24 protein-coding genes and 1 rRNA gene are annotated in these 26,514 nt (G+C 66.8%); 17 read left to right on the forward strand and 8 right to left on the reverse strand.

Annotated features, from left to right (window positions below; translation table 11 throughout):
- Positions 1-89: ribosomal RNA gene (gene rrf / locus AC5P60_RS18270) — 5S ribosomal RNA — on the forward strand; the annotation flags it as partial.
- Between the two features lie 315 nt (positions 90-404).
- On the opposite strand, the gene AC5P60_RS18275 is transcribed toward rrf, so the two are convergent.
- Positions 405-2,120: a M28 family metallopeptidase gene (locus tag AC5P60_RS18275; protein ID WP_033834984.1), complete on the reverse strand. Its 1,716-nt coding sequence runs from the start codon at positions 2,118-2,120 to the stop codon at positions 405-407.
- Between the two features lie 86 nt (positions 2,121-2,206).
- Positions 2,207-2,869 (reverse strand): DUF4097 family beta strand repeat-containing protein, encoded by a 663-nt coding sequence (locus tag AC5P60_RS18280; RefSeq protein WP_005407780.1) that lies wholly within the window; start codon positions 2,867-2,869, stop codon positions 2,207-2,209.
- 94 nt (positions 2,870-2,963) lie between these two features.
- Between AC5P60_RS18280 and AC5P60_RS18285 the strand changes: the two genes are divergently transcribed.
- On the forward strand, positions 2,964-4,265 hold the full coding sequence (locus AC5P60_RS18285; RefSeq protein WP_049454744.1) for a murein hydrolase activator EnvC family protein: 1,302 nt from the start codon (positions 2,964-2,966) through the stop codon (positions 4,263-4,265).
- Positions 4,266-4,373: 108 nt separating this feature from the next.
- Positions 4,374-5,858, forward strand: a complete 1,485-nt coding sequence (locus AC5P60_RS18290) for a S41 family peptidase (protein WP_495201797.1) — start codon at positions 4,374-4,376, stop codon at positions 5,856-5,858.
- An 84-nt stretch (positions 5,859-5,942) separates the two neighbouring features.
- Here AC5P60_RS18290 and AC5P60_RS18295 read toward each other — a convergent pair whose 3' ends face one another.
- Positions 5,943-6,635, reverse strand: coding sequence for a rhomboid family intramembrane serine protease (locus AC5P60_RS18295; protein WP_005407784.1), 693 nt, complete (start codon positions 6,633-6,635; stop codon positions 5,943-5,945).
- Positions 6,636-6,862: 227 nt separating this feature from the next.
- Here AC5P60_RS18295 and AC5P60_RS18300 point away from each other — a divergent pair, with 227 nt between their 5' ends.
- The 3 genes from AC5P60_RS18300 (at position 6,863) to AC5P60_RS18310 (ending at position 10,015) form a co-directional block, all read left to right on the forward strand.
- Positions 6,863-8,215, forward strand: a complete 1,353-nt coding sequence (locus AC5P60_RS18300) for an outer membrane protein transport protein (RefSeq protein WP_049417761.1) — start codon at positions 6,863-6,865, stop codon at positions 8,213-8,215.
- A 140-nt stretch (positions 8,216-8,355) separates the two neighbouring features.
- Entirely contained in the window at positions 8,356-8,955 is a 600-nt protein-coding gene (gene pnuC, locus AC5P60_RS18305) for a nicotinamide riboside transporter PnuC (RefSeq protein ID WP_049431233.1), read from the forward strand.
- Positions 8,942-10,015 (forward strand): AAA family ATPase, encoded by a 1,074-nt coding sequence (locus AC5P60_RS18310; protein WP_049431231.1) that lies wholly within the window; start codon positions 8,942-8,944, stop codon positions 10,013-10,015. Before pnuC ends, AC5P60_RS18310 begins: the two co-directional genes overlap by 14 nt.
- 118 nt (positions 10,016-10,133) lie before the next feature.
- On the opposite strand, the gene putA is transcribed toward AC5P60_RS18310, so the two are convergent.
- A complete protein-coding gene (gene putA, locus AC5P60_RS18315; RefSeq protein ID WP_483693840.1) occupies positions 10,134-13,352 on the reverse strand; it encodes a bifunctional proline dehydrogenase/L-glutamate gamma-semialdehyde dehydrogenase PutA in 3,219 nt (1,072 codons plus the stop codon).
- A 274-nt stretch (positions 13,353-13,626) separates the two neighbouring features.
- On the opposite strand from putA, the gene AC5P60_RS18320 reads away from it, so the two are divergent.
- The 6 genes from AC5P60_RS18320 to AC5P60_RS18345 are packed head-to-tail and all read left to right on the forward strand — an operon-like array spanning position 13,627 to position 18,423.
- Positions 13,627-14,103 carry a DUF2244 domain-containing protein gene (locus AC5P60_RS18320; RefSeq protein ID WP_021202927.1) on the forward strand — a complete coding sequence of 159 codons (477 nt, stop codon included), beginning with the start codon at positions 13,627-13,629 and terminating at the stop codon, positions 14,101-14,103.
- 11 nt (positions 14,104-14,114) lie between these two features.
- Positions 14,115-15,071, forward strand: coding sequence for a cytochrome c oxidase subunit II (gene coxB, locus AC5P60_RS18325; RefSeq protein WP_049453411.1), 957 nt, complete (start codon positions 14,115-14,117; stop codon positions 15,069-15,071).
- 59 nt (positions 15,072-15,130) lie between these two features.
- Positions 15,131-16,738 (forward strand): cytochrome c oxidase subunit I, encoded by a 1,608-nt coding sequence (gene ctaD / locus AC5P60_RS18330; RefSeq protein WP_005407790.1) that lies wholly within the window; start codon positions 15,131-15,133, stop codon positions 16,736-16,738.
- 8 nt (positions 16,739-16,746) lie between these two features.
- Positions 16,747-16,947 (forward strand): hypothetical protein, encoded by a 201-nt coding sequence (locus AC5P60_RS18335; protein WP_111173227.1) that lies wholly within the window; start codon positions 16,747-16,749, stop codon positions 16,945-16,947.
- On the forward strand, positions 16,944-17,534 hold the full coding sequence (locus AC5P60_RS18340) for a cytochrome c oxidase assembly protein (protein ID WP_483693838.1): 591 nt from the start codon (positions 16,944-16,946) through the stop codon (positions 17,532-17,534). The genes AC5P60_RS18335 and AC5P60_RS18340 overlap by 4 nt, the downstream gene beginning before the upstream one ends.
- A 13-nt stretch (positions 17,535-17,547) precedes the next feature.
- Complete coding sequence (locus AC5P60_RS18345) at positions 17,548-18,423, forward strand: cytochrome c oxidase subunit 3 (RefSeq protein ID WP_005412024.1); 876 nt, start codon at positions 17,548-17,550, stop codon at positions 18,421-18,423.
- Positions 18,424-18,443: 20 nt separating this feature from the next.
- On the opposite strand, the gene AC5P60_RS18350 is transcribed toward AC5P60_RS18345, so the two are convergent.
- Positions 18,444-18,662: a twin transmembrane helix small protein gene (locus AC5P60_RS18350; RefSeq protein WP_005412025.1), complete on the reverse strand. Its 219-nt coding sequence runs from the start codon at positions 18,660-18,662 to the stop codon at positions 18,444-18,446.
- Positions 18,663-18,719: 57 nt separating this feature from the next.
- On the opposite strand from AC5P60_RS18350, the gene AC5P60_RS18355 reads away from it, so the two are divergent.
- The 5 genes from AC5P60_RS18355 (at position 18,720) to AC5P60_RS18375 (ending at position 23,127) form a co-directional block, all read left to right on the forward strand.
- Complete coding sequence (locus tag AC5P60_RS18355) at positions 18,720-19,436, forward strand: SURF1 family protein (protein WP_483693837.1); 717 nt, start codon at positions 18,720-18,722, stop codon at positions 19,434-19,436.
- 96 nt (positions 19,437-19,532) lie between these two features.
- The gene (locus AC5P60_RS18360; protein ID WP_251103146.1) at positions 19,533-20,102 is read left to right on the forward strand and encodes a redox-active disulfide-containing membrane protein; all 570 of its coding nucleotides are present in this window, start codon (positions 19,533-19,535) and stop codon (positions 20,100-20,102) included.
- A gap of 10 nt (positions 20,103-20,112) precedes the next feature.
- On the forward strand, positions 20,113-21,276 hold the full coding sequence (locus tag AC5P60_RS18365; protein WP_032129725.1) for a COX15/CtaA family protein: 1,164 nt from the start codon (positions 20,113-20,115) through the stop codon (positions 21,274-21,276).
- 4 nt (positions 21,277-21,280) lie between these two features.
- Positions 21,281-22,174, forward strand: coding sequence for a heme o synthase (cyoE, locus tag AC5P60_RS18370; protein ID WP_111173225.1), 894 nt, complete (start codon positions 21,281-21,283; stop codon positions 22,172-22,174).
- A 146-nt stretch (positions 22,175-22,320) separates the two neighbouring features.
- The gene (locus tag AC5P60_RS18375; RefSeq protein ID WP_033833637.1) at positions 22,321-23,127 is read left to right on the forward strand and encodes a hypothetical protein; all 807 of its coding nucleotides are present in this window, start codon (positions 22,321-22,323) and stop codon (positions 23,125-23,127) included.
- 116 nt (positions 23,128-23,243) lie between these two features.
- On the opposite strand, the gene AC5P60_RS18380 is transcribed toward AC5P60_RS18375, so the two are convergent.
- Genes AC5P60_RS18380 through dnaG form a run of 3 tightly spaced genes read right to left on the reverse strand, consistent with a single transcriptional unit; the run spans position 23,244 to position 26,514 of the window.
- Positions 23,244-24,215, reverse strand: coding sequence for a bile acid:sodium symporter family protein (locus tag AC5P60_RS18380; protein WP_005407800.1), 972 nt, complete (start codon positions 24,213-24,215; stop codon positions 23,244-23,246).
- 31 nt (positions 24,216-24,246) lie between these two features.
- Positions 24,247-24,747: a protein tyrosine phosphatase family protein gene (locus tag AC5P60_RS18385; protein ID WP_483693835.1), complete on the reverse strand. Its 501-nt coding sequence runs from the start codon at positions 24,745-24,747 to the stop codon at positions 24,247-24,249.
- Positions 24,748-24,774: 27 nt separating this feature from the next.
- Entirely contained in the window at positions 24,775-26,514 is a 1,740-nt protein-coding gene (gene dnaG, locus AC5P60_RS18390) for a DNA primase (protein WP_033833640.1), read from the reverse strand.

Genomic DNA, 26,514 nt, shown 5'->3' on the forward strand with positions numbered 1-26,514 from the left:
ACCCGATCCCATCCCGAACTCGGAAGTGAAACGCAGCTGCGCCGATGGTAGTGTGGCTCAAGCCATGCGAGAGTAGGTCATCGCCAGGGTTTACACCCAAAACCCCGCTGCTCACGCAGCGGGGTTTTTCTTTGTGCGCAGGAAACCCCGGTAGTGCCGGCCACTGGCCGGCAACCCGATGGCGTTGCATTGCCCGGTAGATCCACGCCATGCGTGGGTGCTCCGCGAGGAAGCATGGCGCCAACCAAGGTTGGCCGCTACCAATCGATTGCCGGCCAGCGGCCGGCACTACCGGCAGATCCACACCAACCGTGGATGAGCCGCCGACGGTACACAAAAGAAAAGCGGCGCCCCGTGGGGCGCCGCTCTGCTCTCAACGATGTTCAGTCGAGCATGGCCCGGCTTTACTTTGCCGAAGCCTTGTCCTTCATCATCGCGTCGCGGGCTGCCTTGAACGGGTTACCTTCGTACCAGTTCGGCCAACGATCGCCACCGGCCAGTTCCTTGCCGACGCCGTACATCAGCTGCAGGTCCTCGACAGTCCCGTCCAGCTTCCAGGTGGACGCGTCGAACTCGTCCTTCGGACCGTGGTAGCGGTTGGCGCCGTAGTCCGCCGCGGCCTTGCGGCCGGCGTCCACGCCACCCTCGCGCAGGTCCTCGCCACCATCGGCGTACAGGGCCGGCACGCCGGCCTTGGCGAAGTTGAAGTGATCCGAGCGGAAGTAGAAGCCGCTCTGCACCGAGGTCTCACCATGCAGCGTGCGGTCCTGGGCCGCAGCCAGCGGCTTGAGGATGTCCTCCAGCTCCGAGCTGCCGAAGCCGGTGACGGTCACGTCCTTGGCACGGCCGGCCACCGACATCGCGTCGAGGTTGATCACGCCGGCGATCTTGTCCAGCGGGAAGGTCGGGTGGGAGACGTAGTACTTCGAACCCAGCAGGCCGGACTCTTCCAGGGTCACCGCCAGGAACACCACCGAGCGCTCCGGCTTCGGATCCTGGTGGGCCATGGCTTCGGCCACCTCAAGGATGCCGGCCACGCCGGTCGCGTTGTCGACCGCACCGTTGTAGATGTTGTCGCCGGTTTCACCCTCGTGCTTGCCCAGGTGGTCCCAGTGCGCCATGTACAGCACGGCCTCGTCGGCACGCTTGCTGCCTGGCAGCACGCCCACCACGTTGCGCGACTGCTTCTGCGCGATCTGGCTCTTCAGGTCGACCGTGGCGGTGGCCTTCAGCGGCACCGGCTTGAAGCCGCGCTTGCTCGCATCCTTGTAAGCCTGCGCCAGGTCCAGGCCGGCACCGGCAAACAGCGCCTTGGCGGCGTCGGCGCTCAGCCAGCCCTGCACCGGGATGCGGGCTTCCGGGTCATCCTTGGCCGGCAGGTCGTACTGCGGGCCGGCCCAGGAGTTCTTCACCACGTCCCAGCCATAGGAGGCACCGGCGGTGTCGTGCACGATCAGCGCCGCGGCGGCGCCCTTGCGCGCGGCCTCTTCGAACTTGTAGGTCCAGCGGCCGTAGTAGGTCATGCGCTTGCCGTCGAACAGCTTCGCGTCGTCAACATGGAAGCCCGGATCGTTGACGAACATCACGACCGTCTTGCCCTTCCAGTCCTGGCCGGCATAGTCGTTCCACTTCTGCTCCGGCGCATCAACGCCATAGCCGACGAACACCAGGTCGCTGGCATCGACTTTCACCTCAGCCTGGCCGGTACGGGTGCCGACCACCATGTCGGTACCGAACTTCAGCTCGGTGGTTTTGCCACCCTGGGTGATCTTCAGCACGGTCGATGCGTCGGCCGTGGTCTCGGTCATCGGCACGTCCTGGAACCAGCTGTCACCGTTGCCCGGCTGCAGGCCGATGCGCTGCATCTGGTCGCGGATGTAGTTGACCGTCAGTTCCTCGCCCTTGCTGCCCGGCGCGCGGCCTTCGAATTCATCCGAGGCCAGGGTCTTGACCATCTCGGCGAAGTCGCCGGCGTTGATCTCCGGGGAGAACTGATGAGCCGCCGGCTTCGCGGCAGCGGTGTCGGTGGCTGACGCCGGTGCGGTGGCCGGCGTGTCTTCGCCTTTGCAGGCACTGAGCGCGGCCGCGGCGGCCAGGCACAGAAGGAGTTTGCGGGGCATCGTCGATTCCTGGAAAACAAAGGGCGGCCGCGCGTCGTGCACGGCCGGTGTCAGCGAGTATCACCGAACCCGAAGGCGCGGTGCGCTCAGTCCGCCGGAGCGGTTTCGGTGTCGAACGGGATCGGCTCAGCGCCGGTGACCGGACCGATGCGCGCGGTGCGATGCACATAAAGCACCACCTCGCGTTCGAACTGCAGGGGGCCGTTGACCACGGCATTCGGGCCGACGATCACGCGCGGCTTGCGGCTGGCGGTGAGCGAGACGCTGAAGTTCGGCTTGCGCACGTGCACACCGCCGTTGACCTGGGAACCGATGCCGACGGTGATATCGCCGTTGACGGTCTCCACGTCCTTGCCGACGCGGCTTTCGACCAGGCCGATGCCACCGTTCACGGTTTCGACGCCGCCTTCGATCTGGCTGCCGCGATCGGTGAAGATGCTGCCGTTGACGGTGCTGACGCTGCCGTGTGCAATCACCTCGCGGCCCAGGCGTACGCCGCCGTTGACCGTTTCAATCTTGCCGGTACGTGCACGGTCGGCCACCTTGACCCCGCCGTTGACGGTGTCGATGCTGCCGGTCTCGACGCCTTCACCAACCCGGATACCGCCGTTGACGGTATCCAGCTTGCCGTAGCGCTGGCCAGGCTCGGCGCTGATGCTGCCGTTGACCTTGCTGATGTTGTCCTGGGCACCGGCGGGGCCGGCAACGAGCAGGACGCCCAACAACAGCGGAATGGAAAGAGTTTTCATGGGACCTCGATGGATGTGCGGCTGGCAGGCCGCGTGCGGAGATGTCACCATTCCCCGGTACCCCCTGCAACTGCCTGAAGTCACTGGAAAGCCCTTGCGCGACAACGCCTTCCCATCACGCCGACATCACATCGCCGTCATCCGCGGCGGGCGCTGCCTGCTGTTGGGGCTGGCCATCGCCTTGGCGCTGCCGTTGCAGGGCGCCGCTCAGACCACCCGCGAGACCGAGCGCAAGCTGCAGAAGCTGCGTAGCGAGTTGAAGGGCGTGGCGCAGGAGCGCAGGCAGATCGAGGGCCAGCGGGGCCAGGCCTCGCAGCAGCTGCGTGAGGCGGACGAGAAGGTGGCCCGCACCGGCCGTGCGCTTGCGCAGACTGAAACTGCGCTGCGCGAGCAGGGAAGGGCCCTGGCCGAGGCCGAACAACGCCGCAGCACGCTGCAGGCCAACCTCGCCCAGCAGCATCGCGAGCTGGCCGGCCTGCTGCGTGCGGCCTACCAGCTGGGCAACCATGCACCTCTGAAGCTGCTGCTGTCGCAGGACACGGTGGCCGATGCCAATCGTGCCCTGGCCTACCACCGCTACCTGCAACGCGAGCGGGCACAGCGCATCACCACGCTGACAGCCGACCTGAAAGAGCTGGAAGTGCTGCAGGCGCAGATCGCCGAGCGCAAGCAGAAGCTGCAGGGTGCGCAGCAGGACCAGAAGCAGCAGGCTGCGGCGCTGGAAGCCGACCGTCGCGATCGCGCCAGGACCGTCGCCTCGCTGGATGAGCGCTTCAAGGACCAGCGCGAGAAGGAACAGGCGCTGGGCCAGGACGCCAAGGCACTGGAGACGCTGCTGGCCAACCTGCGTGCCGCTGCGGCAAGGGCCGAAGCCGAGCGCCGCGCCGCGGCGCGGCGAGCAGCCGCTGAAAAGGCCGCCGCCGAGCGTGCCGCACGCCAGGCCGCCGCGCAGGGCCGCCCGCCACCGCCGCCCACCAAGGTCCCGCCTGCCGTGGCTTCCGCGCCGGCGCCGAAGGTCGGTGGCCTGGGCTGGCCGTTGTCGGGAAACCTGTTGGCCCGCTATGGCGGCAAGCTGCCCGACGGCCGCACCAGCAGCGGTGTGCTGATCGGCGCGCCCGCCGGCAGCACCGTCACCGCCGTGGCCGACGGCACCGTGGTGTTCTCCGACTGGATGACCGGCTACGGCATGATCCTGATCGTCGATCACGGCAACGGCTACATGAGCCTGTACGCGCACAACGACACCCTGCTGAAGGATGCGGGTGCCCGGGTCAGCCGCGGCGATGCGGTGGCCAAGGTCGGCAATTCCGGTGGCCAGGGCGTGACCGCGCTGTACTTCGAACTGCGCCGGGGCGGGCAGCCGGTCAACCCGGACAGCTGGCTGCAGCGGCGCTGAATCCGGCGCTGTCGCGTGGCGGACGGATTCAACGGGAATTTAGCTGTGCTTCGCGCATAATCGACGCATGTGCCTTGGGCACCATGCCACCGTCGACAGGAGTGATCCATGCGCGCAGCCCGTACCGCCACCCTCTTGCTGGCCCTGTTGCCGGCGCTGTCCTGGGCGCAGCAGACCGCGCCCGCCCCGAGCCAGGAAACCAGCGGGCAGGCAGCGAACAGCGAGGAGGCGGTGACCTCGAAGGTGCCGCTGGAGGACATCCGCCGCTTCGTGGCGGTGTACAACGCGGTGCGCGCGGCCTATGTCGACCCGGTCGATGACAAGAAGCTGATGCAGTCGGCGGTGCGCGGCCTGCTGCTCGACCTCGACCCGCACAGCACATACTTCAACAAGGAAGACGCGCAGGCCTTCGACGAGCAGGCCAACGGCGCCTACGAGGGCATCGGCGTGGAGCTGCAGCAGCAGCCCGACAACGCCAGCATGAAGGTCATCTCGCCGATCGACGACACGCCGGCGGCCAAGGCCGGCATCCTCGCCGGTGACCTGATCATCGCCATCGACGGCAAGCCGATCAGTGCCATTGATGCGAGCGAACCGTTGCGTGGCCCGGCCGGCAGCAAGGTGGTGCTGACCATCGTGCGCGCGGGCAAGCCGAAGCCGTTCGACGTCAGCCTCACCCGCCAGACCATCCGCGTGACCAGCGTGCGCAGCCGCCTGCTGGAGCCGGGCTACGGCTACATCCGCCTGAGCACCTTCCAGGCCGACACCGGGTCGGACTTCCAGAAGCACCTGCAGCAGCTGCAGAAGCAGTCCGGTGGCCAGCTCAAGGGCCTGGTGCTGGATCTGCGCAGCAACCCGGGTGGGCTGCTGACTGCCGCGGTGCAGGTGGCCGACGACCTGCTCGACAAGGGCAACATCGTCAGCACCCGCGGCCGCATCAGCATCAGTGATGCACGGTTCGATGCGACGCCGGGCGACCTGCTGAAGGGCGCACCGGTGGTGGTGCTGGTCGATGCGGGATCGGCCAGCGCCTCGGAAGTGCTGGCTGGGGCGCTGCGCGACAACAAGCGCGCGCGCGTGGTCGGCAGCCGCACCTTCGGCAAAGGCTCGGTGCAGACCGTGCTGCCGCTGGACAACGGCGATTCGGTGAAGCTGACCACCGCGCGTTATTACACGCCGAGTGGCAAGTCGATCCAGGCCACTGGCATCGTGCCGGAAGTCGAACTGAAGCCTGCGGCGCGCCCGGAAGACGAGGCGCTGCCGGCCAGCCTGAGCGATTACAGCGAAGCGACCCTGCCAGGCCATCTGCGCGGCGATGACGAAGGCACCGAGGGCTACCACGCCGGTGCGGTGCTGCCGGGCGACGGCCCGATCAATGACGCGCTGGCCGAGCTGAAGAACCCGGGTTCGGTGGCTGCACGCTTGAAGGCCGAAGCGGCGAAGGCGGATGCGGCCAAGGCCGCGAAGGCCGCTGCGGCGAAGCCGGAAGCGAAGGTCGAACCTAAGCCGGAAGCACAGCCGGAAGCAAAGCCGGAAGCAAAGCCGGAAGCAAAGCCGGAAGCAAAGCCCGCACCGGCCCCAGCCAAGCCGTGAGGTAGCGCCGGGCCATGCCCGGCGTCGGCTCAAGGGCGGAAGAAGAAACCAAATGCCGGCCAGCGGCCGGCACTACCCGGGCGGTCAGAAGCCGTGGCGCTTGCGCAGCCGGCGGGCGATCGCCGCGCGCACGTAGACCCCGTACACCAGGCCGAACACGAAGCCGCCGATGTGGGCCCACCAGGCCACCATGCCGAAGCTCGGGCCGATATGGGCGAACACCACCTGCAGCGCTGCCCACACCCCGATCAGCAGGTAGGCCGGGGCACGCACGAATTCCAGGAACAGGCCAAGCGGGATCACCACGCCCAGCCGCGCCCCCGGGAACAGGGCCAGGTAGGCACCGATCAGTGCCGAGACCGCGCCGCTGGCACCGATGATGATCTGGTCCGGGCTGCCCATGGTGTAGATGGCCACCAGATTCGATACCGCGCCGCCGACCAGGAACAGCAGCAGCAGGCGCCAGGGCCCCAGCACCCGCTCGGCGGGCAGGCCGAAGATCAGCAGGAACACCAGGTTGCCCAGCAGGTGCGACCAGTCCGCGTGCAGGAACAGGGCGGTGAACAGGCGCAGCACGCTGCCGTCCTGCAGCGTCGCCCACCAGTCGAGCGGGTGGGTCAGGCCGGTGGACAGGGCGCCCCAGTCCAGCCAGAGACTGCCGCGGGCATCGTCCGGACGCGAGATCGACCACAGGAACGCCAGCCACAGTGCCGCAAACAGCACGGGCGTAGCCCAGCGGAGGGCCGCCTTCTTGCGGGACGGGAGGGAGACGAACATGGCACTAGCCTAGCGTGCGGGCGCTTGCGACGGGGATTGTCCTGTTCAGCTTTTGAGACGGAAAAACCGCCTGCGTCGTTATTGTTTCATTAACGGCTCTGGGTAATACTCGCATACGGCGTCGTATGTCGGGAGGGGAATCCGGCGCGCTTCGACGGGCCTCTGGGCCTGCCGGGCGCAGGCGCACTCAGAGCACCATCACCGCTTACCGGAGAGAGAGAACTACGATGCAAACCGCTTCCACCATTGCCCGACTGACCCTGCTGGCCGTCGGCGTTGCCGGTGCGCTGGCCGCCGCCGATGCCAATGCTGCCGCCTTCCAGCTGAAGGAAAACAGCGCCAAGGGCCTGGGCCGCGCGTTCGCCGGCTCCGGCAGCGCCGAAGGCGACGCCTCCATCATCGCCGTCAACCCGGCCGGCATGCGCCAGCTTGATGGCACCCTGATTCAGGGTGACCTGAGCGCCATCAGCTTCAAGGCCGAGTTCAAAGGCCAAGGCCGTAAGCCGACCGGCGCCGCGCAGACCGGCGGTGACGGCGGCGACGCTGGAATGATCGCCCCGGTTCCGGCCGCATACTTCCATATGCCAGTCGGCGAGAAGGCGCACTTCGGTGTGTCGCTGACTGCTCCGTTTGGTTTCAAGACCCAGTACGACAATGGTTGGGTGGGTCGCTACAGCGGCCTGAAGACCGATTTGAAGGCGATCGACCTCGGCTTCGCCGCATCCTATGACGTCAACCCGTACGTTTCCTTCGGTGCGTCGGTGTTCGTCGAGCACCTGACTATCGAGCTGAGCAACAACATCGATTTCGGTACTGCGCTGGCCCAGGCCCGCGTGCCGGGTTACGCCCCGGGCAGCGCCGACGGCAAGCTGACCGTTGAAGGCGACAACAATGCAGTGGGCTGGACGGTCGGTGGTCTGTTCTCGATCGATGAGAATACCCACATCGGCCTGAGCTACCGCTCCAAGGTTACGCACAAGATCACCGGTGGCGATGCCACCTTCCTGATGCCGAACGACAATGGCCGCACCGCGACCATCCTGGGACAGACTCAGCCGGGCCAGTTCGTCAGCACCAGCGGGAAGGCAACCGTAAAGCTGCCGGCGTCGGCAACCCTCAGTGTGACCCACAAGGTCAACGACCGCTGGACCGTGATGGGTGACGTCACCCGCACCGCTTGGTCGACCGCATTCGACGCTGTCACCATCGACTATGCTTCGGCCCAGAAGGACTCTGTGCTGGACTTCGGCTATCGCGATACCACCTTCGTGTCGCTGGGTGCGGACTACAAGCTGAGCGATACCGTCACCCTGCGCGGTGGTGTCGCGCTGGACCAGACCCCGACTACCGACGCTCATCGCGATGTGCGCGTGCCAGATACCAGCCGCAAGTGGCTGTCGCTGGGCGTGGGCTGGACCCCGTCGGCTAACACCGAATACAACTTCGGCTACACCCACCTGTTCACCAGCGACCCGAACGTGAACATCAAGCCGACTACCAACAACCAGGGCAACTCGCTGGCTGGCAAGTACAAGGTTCGTGGCGACGTGCTGGCAGCTTCGTTCCAGTACAAGTTCTGATCCAGGCGATTGCCTGAAGCAAGACACGGAAGGCCCCGCGTAAGCGGGGCCTTCTTTTTGCAGTGCGGCCCAGGGCATCCACGTCGGGCGTGGCTACGCCCGGTTGTGTACGCAGGGGGCGAATCCATGACAATGGCGTCATGAACCTGTCCGATCCGAACTTCCAGCTGGAGCTGGCTGCCAACATCGCCGTCGCTGGCTCGATCCTGCTGGCCGGTCGCAACAACGTGCACACCTGGTGGCTGGGCATCGTCGGTTGTGCGCTGTTTGCTGCGGTTTTCGAGCGCTCGCACCTGTATGCGGACATGGTGCTGCAGTTCTTCTTCATCGCCATCAGCGTGCTGGGCTGGTGGCAGTGGCTGCGTGGTGACCATGGCGCGCCGCTGCCGATCACTGCGCTGCGCCCACGTGCCTGGGCCTGGCTGGCGCCGCTGGCGGTAGTGGCCACCTTCGGCTACGGCTGGATGCTGGCCCGACTGACCAACGCCTATGCGCCCTACATCGATTCGGCGGTGCTGGTATTGAGCGTGATCGCGCAGATCCTGATGATGCGCCGCAAGCTGGAATCGTGGTGGGTGTGGCTGCTGGTGAACAGCGTGGCGGTGCCGCTGTACTACAGCCGTGGCCTGCACCTGACCTCGATCCTGTACATCGGTTTCTGGATAAACGCGCTGGTCGCCCTGCGCCATTGGCGCCATCTGATGCGGACCGAGGCCAAGGCAGCCGATGCCGCCGCCTGAGCGCGTTGCGCGGGGGTTGGTGGTGGGCAAGTTCTGCCCGCTGCACCTCGGCCACGAACGCCTGATCGAGTTCGCCGCCACGCGCTGCCGGCAGCTGCTGGTGATTGGCTGGTCGCAGCCGGGTTTCCCAGGCTACAGCGCCGAGCGTCGCGAGCGCTGGCTGCGAGCGCGCTTCCCGCAGGCGACGGTGGCGGTGCTCGATGATGCGCGCCTGGCGGCATTGTGCACCCAGCACGGTTTGCACGTGCGCTCGCTGCCGCAGGACAGCGACAACGAGCACGTGCAGCGCGAGTTCACCGCCTGGCTGTGCCTGAGCCTGTTCGGCGGGCCGGTGCAGGCGGTGTACACCGGCGAGGAATACGGTGACGGCTTCGCGCAGGCGTTGGCCACGCACTTCGGTGCGCCAGTACGCCATGAGCGGTTCGATCGCGCACTGGACGTCGGGCAGGCGTGTGGCACCCAGCTGCGCGCCGATCCGCATGCGCACCGTCATGGCCTTGCACCGAAGGTCTATGCCGGCTATGTGCAGCGCGTGGCGTTCATTGGTGGCGAGTCCAGCGGAAAGACCACGCTGGCGCGCGTGATGGCCGAGCGACTGCAGACCGCCTGGGTGCCGGAGTATGGCCGCACGCTATGGGAGCAGCAGGGCGGAGAGCTGACGCCAGATGATCTGCTTCGCATCGCAATGGCACAGCCGCAGCACGAAGACGAGACCGCACGGCATGCGCATCGCTGGCTGTTCTGCGATACCACGCCGCTGGTGACGCTGGGCTACAGCGGTTGGATGTCTGGTACGGCGCCGGAGGCACTGCGGCAGGCTGCATTGCGACCGTATGACCTGCTGTTCCTGTGTGCGCCGGATATCCCGTTCGACCAGGACGGCACGCGGGTGGGCGAGGCCTTCCGGGCGCAGCAGCATGCGTGGTACGTGCGCGAGCTGGAGGCGCGGGGAGTCGAATACGTGCTGCTGGAGGGGGGCCTGGAAGCGCGCATCGCGCGCGTGCACGGCGAGCTGGCGAAGCGTGCGGACAATCGGTTCAGTGTGGCCCAGCCTCTGTAGAACGAGCCCACGCTCGGCTGTGCGAGGAAAACCGAGCGTGGGCCCGGCTCTACAGGAAGCAAGGCATAAAAAACCCCGCTTTCGCGGGGTTTTTTCGTTCACTGCATCAACCGGGCGATCAGTCGCCCAGGGTCAGCAGCGAGGCGTTGCCGCCGGCGGCGGTGGTGTTCACCGTCACCGTCTTTTCGGTGGCGAAGCGCAGCAGGTAGTGCGGGCCGCCGGCCTTCGGGCCGGTGCCGGACAGGCCCTGACCGCCGAACGGCTGCACGCCGACCACCGCACCGATCTGGTTGCGGTTGACGTAGACGTTGCCGACATGGACGCCGTTGCTGATGCGGTCGACGGTCTCGTCGATACGCGAATGCACGCCCAGGGTCAGGCCGTAGCCGGTGGCGTTGATCTGGTCGATCACCGCGTCGAGCTGGTCGCCCTTCCAGCGGATCACGTGCAGCACCGGGCCGAACACTTCCTTCTGCAGCTGGCCCAGGTCCTTCAGTTCGTACGCGCGCGGTGCGAAGAAGGTGCCGTTGGCGGCCTCGGCCGACAGCTCGGCGGCGGCGATCAGGCGCGCTTCGCGGTCCATCCGCTCAGCGTGGTCCTGCAGGATCTTCAGCGCATCTGCGTCGATCACCGGGCCGACGTCGGTGGACAGCAGGCCGGGGTTGCCGACCTTCAGTTCCTTCATCGCACCGGCCAGCATGGTCATCACCTTGTCGGCGATGTCGTCCTGCACGAACAGCACGCGCGCGGCCGAGCAGCGCTGGCCGGCGGAGGTGAAGGCCGAACCGATCGCGTCCTTGACCAGCTGTTCCGGCAGCGCCGACGAATCGGCGATGAAGGCGTTCTGGCCGCCGGTCTCGGCAATCAGCACACCGATGGCGGCGTCACGCGCCGCCATCGCGCGGTTGATCGCACGGGCGGTGTCGGTGGAGCCGGTGAAGGCCACGCCGGCCACGCGCGGGTCGGCGGTCAGCGCGGCACCGACGGTAGCACCGTCGCCCGGCAGGAACTGCACCACCTCGGCCGGCACGCCGGCGTCGTGCAGCAGCTTCACCGCGTAGTAGCCGATCAGGTTGGTCTGCTCGGCCGGCTTGGCGATCACGCTGTTGCCGGCGGCCAGGGCGGCAGCGACCTGGCCCAGGAAGATCGCCAGCGGGAAGTTCCACGGGCTGATGCAGACGAACACGCCGCGGCCGTGCAGCTGCAGCTCGTTGGACTCACCGGTCGGGCTCGGCAGCTTCTCGGCGTGGCTGAACTGCTCGCGCGCCTGCTTGGCGTAGTAGCGCAGGAAGTCCACCGCTTCGCGCACTTCGGCGATGCTGTCGGGCAGGCTCTTGCCGGCTTCCTTCACGCACAGCGCCATGAATTCCGGCATGCGTGCTTCCAACTGGTCGGCGGCGTGCTCGAGGATGGCGGCGCGGCTGGCGGCCGGGGTGCGGTTCCAGGCCGGCTGCGCGGCTACGGCGTTGGCCAGGGCCTTCTGCACGGTGGCGGCGTCTGCGGCCAGCCACTGGCCAACCACTTCACGGGTGTCGGCCGGGTTGGTCACCGGCAGCGCGGCGCCGGTCGGGTTGGCACCCGGCACCAGCGGGGCGGCCTGCCAGGGCTTCACAGCCGCGTTGATCTGCTCGGCCAGGGCGCGCAGTTCGTTGTCGTTGGCGAGGTTGGCGCCCATGGAGTTCTTCCTGTCGTGGTTCTGGCTGCGCAGCAGGTCAACCGGCAGCGGGATCTTGGGATGCGGAATCGAAGCGAACGAGGCGACCATCTCGACCGGATCGCGGATCAGGTCGGCGATCGGTACGCGTTCGTCGGTGATGCGGTTGACGAAGCTGGAGTTGGCGCCGTTTTCCAGCAGGCGGCGCACCAGGTACGGCAGCAGGTCTTCATGCGAACCGACCGGTGCATACACGCGGCAGGGCAGGCCCAGGCGGTCAGCCGGCACCACTTCGGCGTACAGGTCGTCGCCCATGCCGTGCAGCTTCTGGTGCTCGTACACGCCGCCGTTGGCGATGCTGCGCACGGCCGCGATGGTGTGCGCGTTGTGCGTGGCGAACATCGGGTAGATCGCGTCGGCATGGGTGAACAGCCGCTTGGCGCAGGCCAGGTAGGACACGTCGGTGTTCTGCTTGCGGGTGAACACCGGGTAGCCCGGGTAGCCTTCGATCTGCGCGCGCTTGATCTCGGCGTCCCAGTACGCGCCCTTGACCAGGCGCACCTGCAGGCGGCGACCGGCGCGGCGCGCCATGTCGGCCAGGTGGTCGATCGTGTACGGGGTGCGCTTCTGGTAGGCCTGCACGACCACGCCGAAGCCATCCCAGCCGGACAGCGACGCGTCAGAGAACACCTGCTCGATGATGTCCAGCGACAGTTCCAGGCGGTCGGACTCTTCGGCGTCGACAGTGCAGCCGATGCCGTAGCTCTTGGCCAGCTGTGCCAGTTCCAGCACGCCCGGTACCAGGTCCTTCAGCACGCGCTCGCGCTTGGCGTGCTCGTAGCGCGGGTACAGCGCCGACAGCTTGATCGAGATGCCCGGGGCATTGTTGACGTCGCCATCCGGACGGCCGCCGCGTGCCTTGTGATCGCCGCCGATGGCGTGGATCGCACGACGGTAGTCTTCCAGGTAGCGCAGCGCGTCCTTCATGGTCAGCGCACCTTCGCCGAGCATGTCGAAGGAGTAGCGGTAGCTGGCGTTGTCGCCCTTGTGCGAGCGCGCCAGCGCTTCGCTGATGGTGCGGCCCATGACGAACTGGTGGCCCATGATCTTCATCGCCTGGCGCACGGCCAGGCGCACCACCGGCTCACCGACGCGGCCGACCAGGCGCTTGAACGCGCTGGGCGCATCGGCGCGGGTGGCGTCGTTCATCTGCACCAGCTTGCCGGTCAGCATCAGGCCCCAGGTGGAGGCATTGACCAGCACCGAGTCGCTGCCGCCCAGGTGCTTTTCCCAGTCGGCATCGGCCAGCTTGTCGCGGATCAGCTTGTCGGCGGTGTCCTGGTCCGGAATACGCAGCAGTGCCTCGGCCACGCACATCAGCAGCACGCCTTCCTCGCTGCCCAGGTCGTATTGGCGCATGAAGGCTTCGATCGCGCCCTGGTCCTTGGCGCGCACGCGCACGCGGCCGACCAGGTCGGCCGCCAGTGCCTGCACCCGGGCCTGCTCGTCGGCGGGCAGGCGGGCCTGCGCCAGCAGCTCGCGCACGTGGGTGGCCTCGTCCTTCAACCAGGCGTCGGTGATGGCCTGGCGGAACGGGTTGGGGGGCGCCGGCAGTTGCGGCGACAGCAACGCGCCGGGACGCGGGGCGTCGTGGGCTGCAGGGGAGGAGGAAGGTGCGTTCATGCCGGTCCGGCCAGTGGAAAACTTGGCGATTTTAATCATTTTTGCGGGTTGCGGAAGTGCCCAGCAGCCACCTTCGTGAAGCGCTGATAGCCAATAGCTGCGGTGGATTCAGCGTGTTCAGCAAGTGCGTAGGAGTTTATGCCGAATTCGTCATTCGTACCGCCGACCTCATGCTGTGTTGCAGCATCGGAAAATGTGTGAATGCACCCTTGCTACCGGCGAGAGGGCGGGGCTACCATCGAGGCGTTTCCCGCGGCAGGAACGCGGTTGCGACATGATCGAGGTGCTTCCAGCTCCGGATGGGTCAGGTACGCAGCTGCGGCTGCGTCCCCCACGGGCGCTCGATGCCCGGCAGTTCGTCCTGTTGTTCACCGTGTTGTCGGGTGCGATGTGGCTGGTGTCCGCCCTCGGGTGGTGGGCCGGCAATGCATTCGCCCCCCTGTTCGCGCTGCTGTACAGCCTGGTGCTGGCGGCCGCGCTGCGTGCCTTGTGGCGCAGCGGTGAACGGCAGGAGGAGATCCGGGTAGTGCCGGCGTACGTGGAGGTCATCCCCGTACCCGGTGGATCGCCGGTGTTCCGGGCCCATCCCCACTGGGTGCGCCTGCTCACCGACGATGAGAGGGTCCGGCTGGCATCCAGCGGCCGGCAGGTGGAGGTGGGGAGTTTCCTCGCGCCGGCCGAACGTCAGACGCTCGCAGAGACACTTGAAAGCTTGCTCGCCGCCAGCGATGGCGGCAACCGACGACGCTAAGGGTCTAGGCAATGAAGCAAAGCAGCAGGTGGGGCACGAAGTGCGTGAACGCGGTCGCCGCGATGCTGGCGACCGGGGGACTGATGCCGGCGTTGGCCTGGGCCCAGGCGGCCGATCCGAAGCCGTGGCAGCTGAACATGGGCAAGGGGGTGACCCAGACCTCGCGCCTGGCCTGGGAATCGAACAACCTGTCGTTGATCATCTGCACGGTGATCGGCGTCATCGTGTTCGGGGCGATGGCCTACGCCATCTTCAAGTTCCGCAAATCCAAGGGCGCGGTCGCGGCCACCTTCAGCCACAACACCAAGGCCGAGATCATCTGGACAGTGATCCCGGTGATCATCCTGATCGTGATGGCATGGCCGGCCACGGCCAACCTGATCAAGATGTACGACACCCGCGATGCCGAGATGACGGTGAAGGTCACCGGCTACCAGTGGATGTGGAAGTACGAATACCTCGGCGAGAACGTCACCTTCACCAGCCGCCTGGACCGCGAGTCCGACCGGGTGCGGCAGAGCGGCATCGTGCCGACCCGCGAAAGCCATCCGCACTACCTGCTGGATGTCGACAACCGCCTGGTGCTGCCGGTCGATACCAAGGTGCGTTTCGTCATCACCTCCGACGACGTGATCCACGCCTGGTGGGTACCGGCGCTGGGCTGGAAGCAGGACGCCATCCCCGGCTTCATCAACGAAGCCTGGACCCGCATCGAGCAGCCGGGTGTCTACCGCGGCCAGTGCGCCGAGCTGTGTGGCAAGGACCACGGCTTCATGCCGATCGTGGTCGAGGCGGTGTCCAAGGAAGAGTTCAAGCAGTGGCTGGCGCAGCGCAAGCCGGCGCCGCCCGCCGAGCCCGCCACGCCTGCGGCACCTGCCGAACCGACTGCACCGACGGGCGAGGCACCGGCTGCGCCTGCTGCTGCAGAAGCGGGCAGCGCGCCTGCCACCGCGGCCAGCGGAGCGTGATGTAAAGCCCGCAGCCGTTCGCGGCCGCGGTGACAACCGATTCTGAGAGGTGTTTTGCAATGGCGCACTCGGCAGTTGGGCACGACGATCACCATCACCACCAGAGCTTCTTCGAACGTTGGTTCTTCTCGACCAACCACAAGGACATCGGCACGCTGTACCTCGGTTTCAGCTTCATCATGTTCATCATCGGCGCGGCGATGAGCGTGGTGATCCGCGCCGAGCTGGCGCAGCCGGGCCTGCAGTTCGTCAAGCCCGAGTTCTTCAACCAGATGACCACCGTGCATGCGCTGGTGATGATCTTCGGCGGGGTGATGCCGGCCTTCGTCGGACTGGCCAACTGGATGATCCCGCTGCAGATCGGCGCGCCGGACATGGCGCTGCCACGCATGAACAACTGGTCGTTCTGGTTGCTGCCGGTGGCATTCAGCCTGCTGCTGCTGACCCTGTTCCTGCCGGGCGGTGCACCGGCCGGTGGCTGGACGCTGTACCCGCCGCTGTCGCTGCAGGGCGGCTACAACGTCGCTTTCAGCGTGTTCGCCATCCACGTGGCCGGCATCAGTTCGATCATGGGCGCGATCAACATCATCGCCACCGTGCTCAACATGCGTGCGCCGGGCATCGACCTGCTGAAAATGCCGATCTTCTGCTGGGCCTGGCTGATCACCGCCTTCCTGCTGATCGCGGTGATGCCGGTGCTGGCCGGCGCGGTGACCATGCTGCTGACCGACAAGTTCTTCGGCACCAGCTTCTTCAATGCCGCCGGTGGCGGTGACCCGGTGATGTACCAGCACATCTTCTGGTTCTTCGGCCATCCCGAGGTCTACATCATGATCCTGCCTGCCTTCGGCGTGGTCAGCGAGATCATCCCGACCTTCAGCCGCAAGCCGCTGTTCGGCTACCAGGCGATGGTGTACGCGACCGCCGCGATCGCCTTTCTGTCGTTCATCGTCTGGGCCCACCACATGTTCACCGTGGGCATGCCGCTGGGCGGCGAGATCTACTTCATGTTCGCCACCATGCTGATCTCGATCCCGACCGGCGTGAAGGTGTTCAACTGGGTCAGCACCATGTGGCGTGGCTCGCTGACGTTCGAGGCACCGATGCTGTGGTCGGTGGCCTTCGTCATCCTGTTCACCATCGGTGGCTTCTCCGGCCTGATGCTGGCGATCGTCGCCGCCGACTTCCAGTACCACGACACCTACTTCGTGGTCGCCCACTTCCACTACGTGCTGGTGACCGGTGCGGTGTTCGCGCTGATCGCGGCGGTGTATTACTGGTGGCCGAAGTGGACGGGACGGATGTACAGCGAGAAGTGGGCCAAGGTGCACTTCTGGTGGTCGATCGTGTTCGTCAACCTGCTGTTCTTCCCGCAGCACTTCCTCGGCCTGGCCGGCATGCCGCGCCGCATTCCGGACTACAGCGTAGCGTTTGCCGACTGGAACCTGATCAGCTCGATCGGTGCGTTCGGCATGTTCGTCACCCCGTTCATGATGGCCGCGATCCTGCTGTCCTCGCTGCGCAATGGCGAGAAGGCCGAGGCCCGCTCCTGGGAGGGTGCACGCGGCCTGGAGTGGACGCTGCCGTCGCCGGCACCGGCGCACACCTTCACCACGCCGCCGACCATCCGCCCGGGAGATCTGGCGCATGACGACATCACGCATTGAGGTGGGGCATGCATAACGAGAGCCCGCTGCCGATCGGTAGAGTCGAGCCAGGCTTGACTGACGAAAAGCAGCCGACCAGCGGTCGGCTCTACCAGGGCGGAAGCATCGAACAGCAACGCCAGCGCGCCAGGCGCACGGCGATGTGGGTCGGCGCCATCGCCGTGCTGGTCTACGTCGGCTTCATCCTCAGCGGGGTGATCGGCCGATGAGCGAGGTACCGGCCAGCACACCGTCACGCAGTGCGGGGCTGCCGCGCCTGATCGGTGTGGCGGTGGCGGTGTTCCTGCTCACGTTCTCGCTGGTGCCGCTATACCGCATCGCCTGCGAGAAGGTGTTCGGTGTGCGCCTGGAGCGCGGTCCCGGTGGCGAAGCCAGTGCGGGTGCGGCGGCCGGCAAGCGCACTGTGCGCGTGGAGTTCGATGGCGGCGTCAATTCGCGCCTGCCGTGGTCGTTCCACCCCGAGCAGCTGACCATGGACGTGGTGCCCGGCGAACTCAACGAAGCGCTGTACTTCGCCCGCAACGACAGCCAGCAGGCGGTGGTCGGCAGTGCGGTGCCTTCGGTGGCGCCGGCGCGTGCGTCGGGCTTCTTCAGCAAGACCGAATGTTTCTGTTTCACCGCGCAGACGCTGCAGGCTGGCGAAAAGCGCGACATGCCGGTGCGTTTCATCGTCGATCCGGACCTGCCGCCGGAGATCAGGACGATCACCTTGTCCTACACCTTCTACCGCAACGACGCGCTGTCCGATCGGCTGGCCCCGGCCGCTACCTCGGAAGGCGCGCACGCCGCACCCTGACCCGGATACCGACATGGCCCAGACACCGACCGACGCCAACGTGTACTTCGTCCCGGCCCAGAGCAAATGGCCGTTCGTGGGTTCCATCGCGATGATGGTGACCATGGTGGGCGTGGCCAGCTGGCTCAACGATGCCAGCTGGGGGCGCTGGACGTTCTACATCGGCATCGCGATGCTGGTACTGACCCTGTTCTGGTGGTTCAGTGACGTGGTGCGCGAATCGCAGGCCGGCAACTACAACCACCAGGTCGATGGCTCCTTCCGGATGGGGATGATCTGGTTCATCTTCTCCGAGGTGATGTTCTTCGGCGCCTTCTTCGGCGCACTGTTCTACACCCGCAACCTGGGCCTGTCGTGGCTCAGTGGCGAAGGCCGCGGGGTGATGACCAACGAGCTGCTCTGGCAGGGCTATTCGGCAGGTTGGCCGACCAACGGCCCGGCCGCGATCGGTGGCGCATTCCAGACCATTCCGGCCTGGGGCCTGCCGCTGATCAATACGCTGATCCTGCTCACCTCCGGTGTGACCCTGACCATCGCCCACCATGCCCTGAAGGCCGGCAACCGCCGCCAGCTGCTGATCTGGCTGGGCCTGACCGTGGTACTTGGCCTGGGCTTCCTGACCCTGCAGGCGGAGGAGTACATCCACGCCTACAAGGAACTGAACCTGACGCTCGGCTCGGGTATCTACGGGTCGACGTTCTTCATGCTGACCGGCTTCCACGGCGCGCACGTGCTGCTGGGCACTATCATGCTGATCGTGATGTGGCTGCGTTCGGCCAAGGGGCACTTCACCCGCGACAACCATTTCGGTTTCGAAGCTGCCGCGTGGTACTGGCACTTCGTCGACGTGGTGTGGCTGATGCTCTTCATGTTCGTCTACGTGCTTTGATCACGCACGCATCGGTGGCCTCAGCCGCCGATGCCGTGCGGTTTGATCCAGCCCATGTAGATGCTCACGATCACCAGCAGGATCAACGCCACCGATACCGCGATGCGGCGGGTCAGTGCGTTGACCGTGCGCTTGGTCTGGCCGCGGTCGACCAGCAGGTAATAGAGGCCGGCGCCCAGATTCCAGACGATGACAATCAGAAACGCGATTACCAGCAGGGTCTTCAACGAATCACTCATGCGCGGCTCGAGGGCAGGGTGGATGGGCCTATCTGACCGCGTTTGCGCGGACTTGTCATGATGCGCCAGCACACGCGCGTGATCGGATGGCTGCTGGCAGTGCTGGCCATGGCCGGTTTCACCGCATTGGGGCTGTGGCAGCTGCAGCGCATGCATGCCAAACAGGCAATGTTGGATGCGCAGGGTCCAGCTGTGGCACAGGCATTGCCGCTGTCGCAGGCACTCGCGGCGACCGGCGCGTTGCACGGCGTGGCCGACCACGGCCGCTTCCTGCCCGGCGTGGTGCTGCTGGACAACCAGACCCGGCATGGCCGCGCCGGGGTGAAAATCTATCGCCCGTTCCGCAGTGACGAAGGCAGCGTGCTGCTGGTCGATCTGGGGTGGCGCGCGCTGCCGCCGGATCGCACGCTGCCGGATGTGCCGTCGCCGCCTTCGCCGGTGGCCGTACGTGGGCTGCTGGCGCCGCCGCCGTCAGCGGGGCTGGCACTGGGCCCGGCGTTCTCCACCACCGGTGAGGCCGGGCGCTGGCTGGCAAGCCGGTTGCCGGCCGAGGGGCTGGCACGCGCGCTGGGGCTGCAGGCATTGCCCGACCGCGTCCTGCGTCTGGACCCGGCACTGCCATTCGGCGATGAGCGCGACCTGGACCTGCTACCGAACACACTGCCGCCGCAGCGTCACCTGGGTTACGCCGTGCAGTGGTTCGGGTTGGCCCTGACCGTGCTGGTGGTCGCGCTGGTGCTGGAACGGCGCCGGAGGCGCGTGATTACCCGGTAGTGCCGGCCGCTGGCCGGCAATCCCTCGGTTTCCTGGCTGCCGGCCAGCGGCCGGCACTACCGGCATCCCTTACCCAACCATGAGAAAATGCCCCGCATGAACACTGCTACGTCCCCGCAGGCGCGCGGCTCCGGCCGCCGGACCCTGGTACTGCTGTTTGCCGTGTTCTTCGGGGCGATGGCGCTGGCCGCCGTGCTGCGCTTCACCGGCTGGCAGCCGACCGGGCACCGCAATGCCGGCCAGCTGCTGAAGCCGCCGGTGGACCTGCGCCAGCAGGCGCCCACCCTGGCCAGCGGCCAGCCTTATCCGTGGAATCCCGAGGCCCGCACCTGGCGCCTGCTGGTGGCCCCATCCGGCGCCTGCGACGCGCAGTGCGTCACTTTGTCGCAGGGACTGGGCAAGGTGTGGCAGCTGTTCGGCCATAACGCCGATAATGTCGAGATTCTGTGGCTGGGAACGCCACCGGCGTCGATCGCCTCGCTGCCCGCGTTGCGGCCGCTGGCTCCGTCGCCAGCCCTGCGCGCGGCGCTGCCTGGCGTCGATGATCCGGCGGGATTGCCGGTCTACGTGATCGATCCGAACGGCTTCGTGATCATGCGTCATGCCCCGGGCACCGACCTGGGTGGCCTGCGCAAGGACATGGCCACGTTGCTGAAACTGAAGTGAGTCCCGTTTGATGAGCCTTTCCGCGCGTCCGGCGCTGCACCGCAATTTCCACCGCCTGGCGTGGTTCGCCATGATCATGACCGCGAGCACGATCATGTTCGGCGCCTTCGTGCGCCTGTCCGATGCCGGCCTGAGCTGCCCGGACTGGCCGACCTGCTATGGCCAGGCCACCTGGCCGCAGCACGTGGAAGAGACCATCGGCCACCCGGCGGCGGAGATCCGCCCGCTGGAGACCCATAAGGCCTGGCGTGAGCAGGTGCATCGCTTCCTGGCCGGCGCGCTGGGCATCGAGATCCTGACTCTGGCGCTGCTGGCCACGCGCAAGCGGCGATTCGGAAGCACGGCGGTAGTGACTGCCTGTGTGCTGGTGGCCGCTGGCATACCGCTGTACATGATGGGCTGGCATGGCACGGCCAGCGTGCTGGCGCTGATCGGCGAGGCGATCCTGCTGATCGCGGCGCTGCGCTGGAGCAATATCGACCTGGCGCGCGCTGCACTGCTGACCCTGGCGGTGGTGATCTTCCAGGCCCTGCTGGGCATGTGGACGGTGACCCTGCTGCTCAAACCCATCGTGGTGATGGGCCATCTGCTGGGCGGCATGTTGATGTTCGGCCTGCTGGTGTGGATGGCCTGGCGCGCAACGCACATGCCGATCACCCTGGCCGAGGCGCCGAAGCTGAAGTGGCTGTTGCGCATCGGTGTGGCGGTGCTGGTCACCCAGATCGCACTGGGGGGCTGGGTCAGTGCCAACTACGCGGCGCTGGCCTGCGGTGGCGGCAGCGCCTCGCTGGACAACTTCCCGCGCTGCGCCAACCAGTGGTGGCCGCAGCACAACTTTGTCGAAGGCTTCACCCTGTGGCGTGGCATCGGCGTGGACTACGAGGGGGGCGTGCTGGATGGCGCCTCGCGTATCGCCATCCAGATGGCGCACCGGCTGTTCGCGGTGGTGGTGGCCGTCTACCTGCTGTGGCTGGGCGTGCGCCTGTTCCGCTTGCCGAGCATGCGTGGCTGGGCCAGCGCGCTGATCGCGCTGCTGGTGCTGCAGGTCACCCTCGGCATCCTCAACGTGAAGCTGGCGCTGCCGCTGGAAGTGGCGGTGGCCCACAACGGCGTGGCCGTTGCCCTGTTGTTCGTGCTGGTCAGCCTGCTGGCCCGCCTGCGCGCCCCGGACTGATTCCATGCTTTCCAATTACCGCCAGTACTGGGACCTGACCAAGCCCAAGGTCGTCGCCCTGATCGTCTTCACCGCCCTGGTCGGCATGGTCCTGGCCATTCCGGGCGTGCCGAGCTGGGAGCAGGTGCGCGCCGGCGTGCTCGGTTTCCTCGGCATCTGGCTGGCGGCCTCGGCCGCAGCCGCCATCAACCAGCTGCTGGACGCGCACATCGATGCGCAGATGGCGCGCACCTCGTGGCGTCCGCTGGTGGTGGGCAAGGTCAAGCCGTGGCAGGTGCTGGTGTTCGCCGGCGTGCTGATCGTGCTGTCGATGACCATCCTGGTGCTGTGGGTGAACCTGATCACCGCCGTGCTGACCTTCGCCTCGCTGATCGGCTACGCGGTGATCTACACCGTGTACCTCAAGCGTGCGACCTCGCAGAACATCGTCATCGGTGGCCTGGCCGGCGCGATGCCGCCGATGCTGGGCTGGGCGGCGGTGACCGGCATGCAGGGTTCGTCGGACTGGGCGTACTCGTCGCTGCTGGTGCTGATCATCTTCATCTGGACCCCGCCGCACTTCTGGGCGCTGGCGATCTTCCGCCGCGAGGACTACGCCAAGGCGGAGATCCCGATGCTGCCGGTGACCCATGGCGTGGTGCATACCCGCAAGCAGATCATGGCGTATTCGGTGGTGCTGGCGCTGGTCTGCCTGCTGCCGTACCTGGTGGGCATGAGCGGTGCGTTCTACCTGGGCGGCGCGATCGTGCTCAACGCGGTGTTCCTCTGGTATGCCTGGCGCATGCTCAACCCGCCGGACGAATTGTTCTCGATGAAGATGTTCTATTACTCCATCGTGTACCTGATGGCGCTGTTCGCCTTCCTGCTGGTGGACCACTGGATCCTGCCCTGGTTGTGAGGGGCTGCCCTTTGTAGAGTCGAGCCACGCTCGACTCAGGCCCGGTCTGATGGCGGGAGCATCCACGCACGGCGTGGATCTACTTGAACCGCGGTTGCTGCGTCGCCATTGCTGTTCCTGACCGCAAAGGAAAGGAAGGCGTAGGGATGCATTCGATCTTCCGTTGGACCACCGCGCTGCTGCTGGCGCTGGGTGTGGCCCTCACCGCGCATGCCGATGACACCGCCGCGCAGATCCGCCAGCATGCCGGTGAGCACCGCCTGCTGGTACTGGGCGAATTCCACGGCACCCGCGAGACCCCGTTGCTGGTACGCCAGCTGGTGGACGACTACAGCCGCAACGGCCCGGTCCTGCTGGCGCTGGAACTGCCACGCGCCGAGAACCCTGTGCTGCGCGACTATCTGGAATCCGATGGCGGGGCCAGGGCGCGCCGGCACCTGCACGGCCGCGCGTTCTGGACCGTGCGCGATGACCAGCATGATGGTCGCCGTAGCCGCGACATGCTGGCGATGATCGAAGGCCTCCGTGTGCTGAAGGCGCAGGGGCGCGTGATCGAAGTGGTTGGCTATGACGTCAATGCCAGCAGTGGCGGCAACCAGACGCGCGATGACTTCATGGCAGCCGAATTGCGACGGCTCTATCGAGGGTTGCCAGACAATGCACGCATGCTGGTGCTGACTGGCAATGTCCACGCCATGCTGCGGCGGCCGGAAGGTATGCCGCCGGAAATGCAGAGGCGGCCGATGGCCTCCCAGCTGCGGGACCTGGATATCTACAGCGTGCGGTTGGGTGCGCTGCGTGGCCAGGCGTGGGCGTGCGCGGACCGTTGCATGGCGCGGCCACTTCCAGAGCAGGTGGCCCCGCGGCTGCGGGGCGATACCCATGCGGAACGGGCGTACGACCTGTGGGTGTGGATGCCGGAGCTGAGCGTCGGCACGCTCGTGGATCCGTAGTGTCAGGCAACCCATCCACGCATGGCGTGGATCTACTGGTGGTTCACGCCATCCGTGGTTTGGAGTAGATCCACGCCATGCGTGGATGGTCTACCCGGAACAACCCGCGTGCCCTGTCAGGGCTTGCGCCGCGCATACCGCTGCGCGATCACGCCGCAGACGATCAGCTGGATCTGGTGGTAGATCATCACCGGCAGCACGATCGCGCCGAGGCTGCCGCCGGCGAACAGCACCTTGGCGATTGGCACGCCGGTGGCCAGGCTCTTCTTCGAGCCGCAGAACACGATGGCGATCTCGTCCTCGCGGTTGAAGCGCAGCCGGCGGGCGATGAAGGTAATCAGCGGCATGGCGATGCCGAGCAGCACGGCAGCCACCACGGCCACGGCCAGCAACGAGAGCAGCGGCGTCTTGCTCCACAACCCTTCGGTCACCGCTTCGCCGAACGCCGAATACACCACCAGCAGGATCGTGCCCTGGTCGGTGTAGCGCAGCAGCGCGCGCTGCTTCTCCACCCAGCCGGCAATCCACGGCCGCAGCAGGTGGCCGGCCACGAACGGCACCAGCAGCTGCAGCATGATGCCGCCGATCGCGTGCAGTGGGTCATGCACGCCGCCGGAGGTGCCGGCCAGCGCGGTCAGCAGCAGTGGGGTCAGGAACACGCCGAGGATGCTCGACAGCGAGGCGCTGCACACCGCTGCCGGCACGTTGCCGCGGGCCATCGAAGTGAACGCGATGGACGACTGCACGGTGGACGGCAGGGTGCACAGGAACAGCACGCCCAGGTACAGCTCCGGAGTCAGCAGCCAGCCCGACAGTGGCTTGAACATCAGCCCCAGCAGCGGGAACAGGAGGAAGGTGCAGGCCAGGATGGTCAGGTGCAGCCGCCAGTGCAGCATGCCGCCGATGATCGACTCGCGCGGCAGGCGCGCGCCATGCAGGAAGAACAGCGCGGCGATGGCGACGGTGGTGACATCGTCGAGCACGATGGCGGCGGCGCCCTTCATCGGCAGCAGCGAGGCCAGGCCGACGGTGCACAGCAGGGCGAGGGTGAAGTTGTCCGGTCGCAGGCGCGACCACCAGCGGGTCATGGTGGGCAGAGTCCTTGGTGCGGAGGGTTGTTCAGGGCGAAGTGACCGGTGTGGCCAGGCGCTGGCGGGTGGCGGCTTCCAGCGACTTCAGGCCGGCGCGCTGGCCGAGCTGAAGCGCCTGCTCCGGGCTGGCATGTTCGTAGTGGGCATTGACCAGGCCGAGCACGGCACCGGCGCGGTTGCCGGAGGCGCAGTGCAGCAGCACCGGCCCCTGGCTCTGCTGCAGGGCCTGGTGCACCGCGCGCACATTGGCCGTATCCAGGCCCTCGGCGCCGGCCACCGGAATGCGCACATAGCGCAGGCCCAGCGATTCGGCCGCGCGGGTTTCATCGAAGCCCCGGTCCTCGTCGGGCTGGCGCAGGTCGATCACCGTGCGTACGCCCCGTGCGGCCAAGGCCTGCAGCTGTGCGGCACTGGGCTGGCCACCGGCATACAGGCCGGGACGGACTTCGTTGAGAGGCACGTCTTCGGCCAGGGCCGCCAGTGGCAGGCAGAGCGACAACAACAGCAGGCAGGTCAGGCGCAGCAGCATGGTCCTCTCCGTGAAAACGTCCTGCCGCTACAAGCGCAGTCCGGCGCGGGCCTTCAACAGCTCGCGCAGTTCGTATTTGTCAGTATCGTCGAGGCCCTGCTGGCGCTGCTTTGCCAACAACTCCTCCAGACGTTGCACCAGCAGCTGTTTCTCCAGCTGGGCCACTGCGTCGTGCAGTTCCTGGGTCCAGCTGGCTTCGGTGCCGGGCAGCGTCTGTGCGGCCAATGTATGCAGCGAGGCCTGTTCCTCGCGGCCGTCGAAGTGTTCCAGCAGGGCGCCGGTGCTGATGTCCGGGCGCTGTTCGACCAGCCCCAGCAGCTCCAGCAGCAGTTCCACACCCGGCAGGCGAAGGCCCTGGAAGTGATGCTTGCCGCCCAGGGTCAGCGCCAGCGACGGCTGCTGCAGCAGCACGGCGATCGCGCCGCGCACCAGGCTGCGCCTGGCCACTGGCTGGATCGTGCGCGAAGGCTGGCGTTGCGGCATCGGCGTGCGTGCAGCCTGGGCGTTGCCGCCGAGCCCGGTCAGCTGCGCCAGCTGCTGCTTCATCAGGTCGCCGAAGGCACCGTCGGGAATCTGCGCCAGCATCGGCTTTGCGCGTTCGGCCAGGCGCGCCTTGCCGTCCAGCGTGCCCAGGTTGATCTCGCGGGTCAGTTCATCGAAGAAGAACTGCGACAGCGGCGTGGCCTGCTTCAGGCGCTCGTTGAAGGCCTCGGCGCCTTCCTTGCGCACGATGGTGTCGGGGTCCTCGCCATCGGGCAGGAACAGGAAGAAGGCCTGGCGGCCGTCCTTCATGCGCGGCAGCACCGACTCCAGCGCCTTCCAGCCGGCGCGTCGGCCGGCGGCGTCGCCGTCGAAGCAGAAGAACACGTCCGGCGCGTTGCGGAACAGCAGCTCGGCATGGTCCGGCGTGGTTGCGGTACCCAGTGTTGCCACCGCCTGGGTGACACCGAACTGGAACAGCGAGACCACGTCCATGTAGCCCTCGACCACGATCAGCCGCTCGATCTTCTGGTTGGCCTGGCGCACCTGCCACAGGCCGTACAGTTCGCGGCCCTTGTGGAACAGCGCGGTTTCGGGCGAGTTGAGGTACTTGGGGCCGTCGTCCTTCTCGAACACGCGGCCACCGAAGGCGATCACCCGGCCACGGCGGTCGAAGATCGGGAACATCACCCGGTCGCGGAACTTGTCGTAGACGTGGCCGCGGTCGTTCTTCGAGAACAGGCCGGCGCGGTCGAGCAGTTTCATGCGCCGCTCGTCCTTGCCCAGTGCATCGCGCAGGCCGCTGTACCCATCCGGGGCGTAGCCGATCTGGAAGCGCGCGCGGTTCTCTTCGTCCACGCCACGCCCATCAAGGTAACTGCGTGCCTTGTCGCTGCCTTCCAGGTTCTTCTGAAAGAACCGGGCAGCGGCATCCAGTGCCGAATACAGCTCGCGACTGTCGTCCTGCTGCTGGGGGCTGCGCGGGTTCTCGTTGCGCGGTACTTCCATGCCCGCGCGCTTGGCCAGCTCATCCACCGCGTCGAGGAACTCGAGGCGGTCGTAGTTCATCAGGAAGCTGATCGCGGTGCCGTGCGCGCCGCAGCCGAAGCAGTGATAGAACTGCTTGGTGGGCGAGACCGTGAACGACGCGGAGCGCTCGTCATGGAACGGGCAGCGCGCGGCGTACTCCTTGCCCTGGCGCTTCAACGGCACGCGGCTGCCCACCACCTCGACGATGTCGGTGCGGGCGAGCAGGTCGTCGATGAAAGCGTCGGGGATACGGGCCAT

This window comes from Stenotrophomonas sp. YJH_SMC_120 (assembly GCF_059368675.1).

Bases quoted from the DNA above. Each gene is read 5' to 3' on its own strand.
- AC5P60_RS18275 (WP_033834984.1), bottom strand. From the start codon at position 2,120: ATGCCCCGCAAACTCCTTCTGTGCCTGGCCGCCGCGGCCGCGCTCAGT.
- AC5P60_RS18280 (WP_005407780.1), bottom strand. From the start codon at position 2,869: ATGAAAACTCTTTCCATTCCGCTGTTGTTGGGCGTCCTGCTCGTTGCC.
- AC5P60_RS18290 (WP_495201797.1), top strand. From the start codon at position 4,374: ATGCGCGCAGCCCGTACCGCCACCCTCTTGCTGGCCCTGTTGCCGGCG.
- AC5P60_RS18295 (WP_005407784.1), bottom strand. From the start codon at position 6,635: ATGTTCGTCTCCCTCCCGTCCCGCAAGAAGGCGGCCCTCCGCTGGGCT.
- AC5P60_RS18300 (WP_049417761.1), top strand. From the start codon at position 6,863: ATGCAAACCGCTTCCACCATTGCCCGACTGACCCTGCTGGCCGTCGGC.
- pnuC (WP_049431233.1), top strand. From the start codon at position 8,356: ATGAACCTGTCCGATCCGAACTTCCAGCTGGAGCTGGCTGCCAACATC.
- AC5P60_RS18310 (WP_049431231.1), top strand. From the start codon at position 8,942: ATGCCGCCGCCTGAGCGCGTTGCGCGGGGGTTGGTGGTGGGCAAGTTC.
- putA (WP_483693840.1), bottom strand. From the start codon at position 13,352: ATGAACGCACCTTCCTCCTCCCCTGCAGCCCACGACGCCCCGCGTCCC.
- AC5P60_RS18320 (WP_021202927.1), top strand. From the start codon at position 13,627: ATGATCGAGGTGCTTCCAGCTCCGGATGGGTCAGGTACGCAGCTGCGG.
- coxB (WP_049453411.1), top strand. From the start codon at position 14,115: ATGAAGCAAAGCAGCAGGTGGGGCACGAAGTGCGTGAACGCGGTCGCC.
- ctaD (WP_005407790.1), top strand. From the start codon at position 15,131: ATGGCGCACTCGGCAGTTGGGCACGACGATCACCATCACCACCAGAGC.
- AC5P60_RS18335 (WP_111173227.1), top strand. From the start codon at position 16,747: ATGCATAACGAGAGCCCGCTGCCGATCGGTAGAGTCGAGCCAGGCTTG.
- AC5P60_RS18340 (WP_483693838.1), top strand. From the start codon at position 16,944: ATGAGCGAGGTACCGGCCAGCACACCGTCACGCAGTGCGGGGCTGCCG.
- AC5P60_RS18345 (WP_005412024.1), top strand. From the start codon at position 17,548: ATGGCCCAGACACCGACCGACGCCAACGTGTACTTCGTCCCGGCCCAG.
- AC5P60_RS18350 (WP_005412025.1), bottom strand. From the start codon at position 18,662: ATGAGTGATTCGTTGAAGACCCTGCTGGTAATCGCGTTTCTGATTGTC.
- AC5P60_RS18355 (WP_483693837.1), top strand. From the start codon at position 18,720: ATGATGCGCCAGCACACGCGCGTGATCGGATGGCTGCTGGCAGTGCTG.
- AC5P60_RS18360 (WP_251103146.1), top strand. From the start codon at position 19,533: ATGAACACTGCTACGTCCCCGCAGGCGCGCGGCTCCGGCCGCCGGACC.
- AC5P60_RS18365 (WP_032129725.1), top strand. From the start codon at position 20,113: ATGAGCCTTTCCGCGCGTCCGGCGCTGCACCGCAATTTCCACCGCCTG.
- cyoE (WP_111173225.1), top strand. From the start codon at position 21,281: ATGCTTTCCAATTACCGCCAGTACTGGGACCTGACCAAGCCCAAGGTC.
- AC5P60_RS18375 (WP_033833637.1), top strand. From the start codon at position 22,321: ATGCATTCGATCTTCCGTTGGACCACCGCGCTGCTGCTGGCGCTGGGT.
- AC5P60_RS18380 (WP_005407800.1), bottom strand. From the start codon at position 24,215: ATGACCCGCTGGTGGTCGCGCCTGCGACCGGACAACTTCACCCTCGCC.
- AC5P60_RS18385 (WP_483693835.1), bottom strand. From the start codon at position 24,747: ATGCTGCTGCGCCTGACCTGCCTGCTGTTGTTGTCGCTCTGCCTGCCA.
- dnaG (WP_033833640.1), bottom strand. From the start codon at position 26,514: ATGGCCCGTATCCCCGACGCTTTCATCGACGACCTGCTCGCCCGCACC.